We start from the raw sequence: 5,899 nt of genomic DNA on the forward strand, positions 1-5,899 counted from the left end.
TGTAGACGCTGACGGTTGGCTGGGCCTGCGCAACGGCGCTGAACAATAACGCCAGGGCGACCGGCACCACGGATTTCAATAGACGCATTCGACACCTCTTTTGATTGTTGGATTTTTCAGGCGTTTCTTTGGTGTTCTTGCGGCCTCATCGCGAGCAAGCTCGCTCCCACAGGGGAATGCATTCCAAATGTGGGAGCGAGCTTGCTCGCGATGAGGCCCTCACGGGCAGCGCAGATCTCAGACGCTGAGCAGCAGGAACTCTCGCTCCCAGGAGCTGATCACCCGTTTGAAGTTCTCGTGTTCGGCACGCTTGACCGCGACATATCCGCGGACGAATTTGCTGCCCAGATAACGCCCGATGGTTTCGCATTCTTCCATCTGCGTCAGAGCGTCTTCGATGGTGATCGGCAGGCGCAGGTTGCGGCGTTCATAGGCACGACCCTGGACCGCTGCACTCGGTTCGATGCGCTCGACCATGCCCAGATACCCGCACAACAGGCTTGCTGCGATCGCCAGATAAGGGTTGGCGTCGGCGCCCGGCAAACGGTTTTCCACGCGCATCGCGTCCGGCGTTGAAGTCGGCACACGCAGACCCACGGTGCGGTTTTCTTCGCCCCATTCGACGTTCACCGGCGCCGAAGTGTCCGGCAGGAAGCGACGGAACGAATTGACGTTCGGCGCAAACATCGGCAGCACTTTGGGGATGTACTTTTGCAGCCCGCCGATGTGGTGCAGGAACAGCTCGCTCATCTGCCCGTCGGCATCGGAAAAGATCGGCTGGCCGGTGGCAATGTCCACGACGCTCTGGTGGATATGCATGGCGCTGCCGGGTTCATCGCCAATCGGTTTGGCCATGAAGGTCGCAGTGACGTTGTGCTTGAGCGCCGCTTCGCGCAGGGTGCGCTTGAACACGGTGATCTGGTCGGCCAGATCCAGCGCGTCGCCATGACGGAAGTTGATTTCCATCTGCGCCGGGCCGTCTTCGTGGATCAAGGTATCGAGGTCCAGCCCCTGAAGCTCACACCAGTCGTACACGTCTTCAAACAGCGGATCGAATTCGTTGGCGGCGTCGATGGAAAACGACTGACGACCACTTTCCGCACGGCCCGAACGACCCAGCGGTGCCTTGAGCGGCAAGTCCGGATCTTCGCAGCGCTGGGTCAGGTAGAACTCCATTTCCGGCGCGACAATCGGCCGCCAGCCTTTGTCGGTGTACAGCTGCAGGACTTTTTTCAGCACGTTGCGCGGTGACAGCTCGATCGGGTTGCCGAACTTGTCGAAGGTATCGTGAATCACGATAGCGGTGGGCTCGATGGCCCATGGAATCACGTACACCGCGTCGGAGACGGGCTTGCACACCATGTCGATGTCGGCCGGGTCGAGCAGGTCGTAGTAGATGTCGTCGTCGACAAAGTCCCCGGTTACCGTTTGCAAAAGCACACTTTCCGGCAGGCGCATGCCTCGCTCATGCAGGAACTTGTTGGTGGGTGCAATTTTGCCGCGTGCAATGCCGGTCAAGTCGCTGACCACACACTCGACTTCGGTAATCTTGTGATCTTTCAGCCACGTGAGCAGCTGATCGAAAGGGACATTCATAAAGACCTCGTTATTGGTTTTATTTACGCCGGGGAGGCTGGTTTCATCCACCACACACTTCCCCTGTGGCGCGTTGACGACTATCTTGGGCGAGCCTTGACGTTCCATCTATCCACTTTCAGCAGCACCAAAACGCACCAAACGAGTGCGTAAGGTCACCCATGACAACCTGCAACCCCCTGCAAGTCCAAGCGTTCGACACCGCCGATGTAGCCGAGCAAATCCGCGCCACACCGGGTTGGGTGCAGCATTACCAGCAAATGTCACCAGGGCATTTCGCCGGGCGCGTGCGCTACCTGGACCTGCAAGGCGTAGAGATTTACGAGGAACAGATGAACACCCGGGTCGAGCAGAATTTCAGCGCGCCCGAAGGTGCGCTGGCGTTCTGTTTCGATCGCAGCGACAACGCGCTGTACGTGTTGAATGGCGAAAGCCGCAACATCTGGATCACCCCGGAGAACTACCAGGAAATCGCCGTGGTGTTCGGTCCGGAGTTCGTGCAGCGTCACGGTTTGAATGTGGCCAGGCTGGAAGGTCTGTTCATGGCGCCACTGAACTCGGGACAGAACGCATTGTTCAGTCGCTGGCTCAGCGGGACGTTGACCCGACTGGCGCAGACGCTCGATCCGCCGAGCAAGGAGGCGTTGACCCAGCAGTTGCTGGAAGACTGCCTGTACATCCTCGACAACGCGTGTATTTGCCTAGATCGCGGAGGTTTACAGCGCCGCGCCGAAGAACGTGCAGTGATGAAACGCATCGGTGAATGGGCGGCTGACACCCCGGAAGAGACCCTGAATCTGCTGGAGCTTTCGCAAATTGCCGGGGTTTCATTGCGGCAGTTGCAGCATGCATTCAAGGCTTATACCGGGATGACCCCGACCCTTTGGCTGCGCTTGCGCCGACTCAACAGCGCACGCCGCGAATTGCTCAGTCGCACAGCGATGGACACCACCGTTGCCGAAGTGGCGATGCATTGGTCGTTCTGGCATTTGGGCCGATTTTCCAGCAGTTATCGCGCGTTGTTCAACGAACTTCCCAGTCAGACGCTTGCCCGCAAGCCCTGTGGCGCAACAGGTCGCGGGTAAGCCTGGGACAGGTCAGATGGGCGTCACGCAGGAGGGACCGGCTTGGCCAATTCGATGCCGGCCGCACCCAATCGCTTCAGGATTTCAAAGAGCAGATCGCTCTTGGTCGTACTGACAATCCTTGGGCTGCTGACATAGCCGGTGATGGTCAGGGTGATGCCTTCAGGGCTCAGATTGCTGAATCGGACAACGGGGGCGGGTTTGTCGAGGATGGTTTCATGTTCGCAATAGGTGGTGTACAGCAGGGTTTTGACTTGTTCGGGGTCGATATCCAGCGGGAACACCAGCTCGAGTGTGGCCACCCCTTGAGCGCTGCCGCCCATAGTCACATTGCGCAGGTTCTGGGAAATAAGCTGGGAGTTGGGCACGATCACGATCGAGCGGTCACTGAGTTGTATCTCGGTGGCCCTGACATTGATTCGCCGGATATCGCCTTCGACCCCGCTGATGCTGATCAGGTCGCCGACCTTGACCGGTCGCTCGGTGAGCAGGATTAACCCGGATACGAAGTTCTTGACGATCTCCTGCAAGCCGAAGCCGATCCCCACCGACAACGCACTGACGATCCAGGCCAGATTCGTCCATTTGACGCCCAATGAAGACAACGCCAGCAGAATGACCAGCGCGTACCCGATATTACTGAACAGGGTGCTCAGCGACGCCCCCATGCCGGGGTCCATATCGGTTTTCGGCAGGAATTCGTGATCCAGCCATCTGCGCAGCGATCGAATCAGGTAAATACCGATCAACAGCGCGAGGACCGCATTCAACAGATTGCCCGGAATAATATTCAGCTTGCGCAGGCCATCGCCGCCGAGGATCGCTGAAACCCTGTCAGTCAGTTGTCCAAAGGTCGCTCCAATCCCCCCCACAAACGTTGTAATGACGGCAATTAGCAGTAATGCCGCTCTGCCAATACCCGACACAACAACCTCGATTTGTTCAAGCCGTACGTCGCCGATACCCAGCAGCTGTTTGATCGTTTTGCCGCTTGGGTGCTTTGGCGAAAACAGGTAATCACACAGGTCCTTGAACAACTGCGTCAGCAAATAGAAGCTGGCAATAACGATATAGAGCCAGACAATTTCGTAAGTGATGAATCGGGCCAGGGAGATGTAGCCAACCAGCAGGCCAAAAATCGAGATCAACATGGCGATACTGACGCCGGTATAAATCAGCCCCGCCAGCGTAGTACCTGACTCAGGGTGTTCCCCGGCAATAACCATCGCTCGGCGGGTTTTACTGACGCGTAGCAATAGCGCACCGATAATCATGATGACGACTAGTGACACGACGCCCCGGCTGAAGAGAACTACTTGCGTACTCATACCCGTCGCATTGGTGACTTGTACCAGCGAGATGAGTATCAGCATTGATCCGGCCAGCAGCGCCGGAAAAGGGCTTATTGCAAGTGCTACTTCATCGGCGATACCAGGCAACCGCCATGAGGGATTGCGTTTAGACAGGAGGGCCCTACTCAGACCGATAATCAGGGCGCAGGCGTAAGCGACTTTCTCGACATCGTCGAAGTAACCTTGCAGTGGCTGCGGCAATGATTGAAGGCGGGTAGCCGCCGCGGAGATGAGCTGTATTGCGCAACCTGCGCTCAACATCGTGGCAAGTACCGTCGCTATCGCCAAAGAACTTCTGCGCAGACGACCTTCCGGTACTCGATGGATGCAGATCCATGTCAAACCACGCTCTGCCAGCCTTCGCCCCGGCGTCCAGAAGGCCAGGGCCAGCAATAACAACGTGACCGTCGCGGCACGCCGGCCGGGTTGCCAGACGGACTGAATGGCACTGTTGGACTGGTCAATCAAAAACCTCAGACGGTTTTTATCCTCCTGCAGTGGAGAAAACAGCGGCAACCAGAACCGGGGGTTGAGGAGGCTGGCGGTGCGCTGGGCCAGTTCGGTTTCCAGTTGAGTGCGCCGAATGGCGGCAATCTGGGTGATGAGGTTAGTCGCGCCTTCTTTGATGGCCAGCAGTATGTTGAGATCGTTATCCACCTTGTCTTTTTGAGCAGTGAGATAAGACCTCTGTTTCACGAGATCGGACTTCTCCATGGCAACGCTGGTGGCAGATGCCGTCCCGAGCACACTGAGTTGTGCTTGCAATTGCGCCTGCTCGGGAAGTAACACCGCCGCCAACTTGTCCGCATCACTGAAGAGCAACTGAACGTTGTCCTGAAAGCCTATCAACTGGGTGTAGTTACTGGTCAGTGACACTTGCTGTTTAAGGTTGTCCAGCCTTAATTGCAGTGCTTCCAGATCGCTTTTTGACACCGTAGCGGGAGCGCTGGCCTCATCGTTGCTTGACGTGTTGGGTAGTTCATCCGCCGACAGCTCGCCGATGTTCGCCCCCATCAGCGCGAACACAACGAATATGAGTAATTTCAATGCAGGACGCAAAGGCATGCCTCCAGCGGCTTTAGCCATTCAGGTTAGGTCATGGCGTGTGCTGGCGCGAAAATTAGTTCCGCACGCTGACCACAAATAGGGAAGGGGGCGGGTGAGAAGGGGTGATCTACAATCTTTTGTGCTGAACCACGCTCAGGATCACGAGGTGTGACGTATTGAGCGGTCTGTCTACCGACCCAGTGTGCTTGCAGAGTGCCGGGCCCTGTCGGAGGTCATCATGAAAAGGTTGTCATCCATTAGCCTGTGCATCGCACTGTCGGTTTCCTGGACCCAGGGGTGGGCGGAAACGGTCGTGCCGATGAAAGGGCAGAGTTCGCAACAAACCCAAGTGGACATCACCGATTGCCACAACATCGCGGCCAGTCAGAGCGCCTCGGCTGCACCGCCTCCTAGCGGTGGAAGGCTGAAGGGGGCCGCGGTGGGCGCTGCCGCCGGTGCGGCGGGGGCCCAGGTGCGTGGACGTCAACATGACGAGTTTTATGATCGTGTCGACGATGACGCAAAGCAGGACTATCGCCAGAATCGCGCCAAGGAAACCGCCGCGGCAGGAGCGGTCGTCGGAGGCTCGCGTCAGCGTCAGGAGCGGCGGGCGCAAGAGAAAACCAGTGCTTCGACCAGTTCTACCGCCTATACCAGCTGCCTGCAGGGTAAGGGGTATCAGGTCAACCCTTGAGCATTTTCCTGCCGTTGTTCGAGCAGATGGACCATCAGGCAGGCATACAGCGTCACGAGGATGAACAAGCCCATGCGGATGGCGAACGCTGTGTAAACGTCCTTGCCTGCTGCGCTGTCCTGTAC

Annotated in this window: 4 protein-coding genes and 1 pseudogene; 2 read left to right on the forward strand and 3 right to left on the reverse strand. The window is 57.6% G+C overall.

Going from position 1 to position 5,899, the window contains the following annotated elements; genetic code table 11:
• Positions 1 to 237: 237 nt before the first annotated feature.
• On the reverse strand, positions 238 to 1,596 hold the full coding sequence (locus WLY71_RS29240; RefSeq protein WP_347806341.1) for a glutamine synthetase family protein: 1,359 nt from the start codon (positions 1,594 to 1,596) through the stop codon (positions 238 to 240).
• A gap of 161 nt (positions 1,597 to 1,757) precedes the next feature.
• Here WLY71_RS29240 and WLY71_RS29245 point away from each other — a divergent pair, with 161 nt between their 5' ends.
• Positions 1,758 to 2,681: a helix-turn-helix domain-containing protein gene (locus tag WLY71_RS29245; protein ID WP_347806342.1), complete on the forward strand. Its 924-nt coding sequence runs from the start codon at positions 1,758 to 1,760 to the stop codon at positions 2,679 to 2,681.
• Between the two features lie 23 nt (positions 2,682 to 2,704).
• On the opposite strand, the gene WLY71_RS29250 is transcribed toward WLY71_RS29245, so the two are convergent.
• Positions 2,705 to 5,092, reverse strand: a complete 2,388-nt coding sequence (locus WLY71_RS29250; protein ID WP_347806344.1) for a DUF3772 domain-containing protein — start codon at positions 5,090 to 5,092, stop codon at positions 2,705 to 2,707.
• Positions 5,093 to 5,318: 226 nt separating this feature from the next.
• Here WLY71_RS29250 and WLY71_RS29255 point away from each other — a divergent pair, with 226 nt between their 5' ends.
• Positions 5,319 to 5,774 (forward strand): hypothetical protein, encoded by a 456-nt coding sequence (locus tag WLY71_RS29255; protein ID WP_347806343.1) that lies wholly within the window; start codon positions 5,319 to 5,321, stop codon positions 5,772 to 5,774.
• Here WLY71_RS29255 and WLY71_RS31515 read toward each other — a convergent pair.
• Positions 5,759 to 5,899: pseudogene (locus WLY71_RS31515) on the reverse strand (DUF2955 domain-containing protein); the annotation flags it as partial. The gene WLY71_RS29255 and the pseudogene WLY71_RS31515 overlap by 16 nt on opposite strands.

It is taken from the genome of Pseudomonas rossensis (assembly GCF_039888995.1).
Taxonomy (GTDB): domain Bacteria; phylum Pseudomonadota; class Gammaproteobacteria; order Pseudomonadales; family Pseudomonadaceae; genus Aquipseudomonas; species Aquipseudomonas rossensis.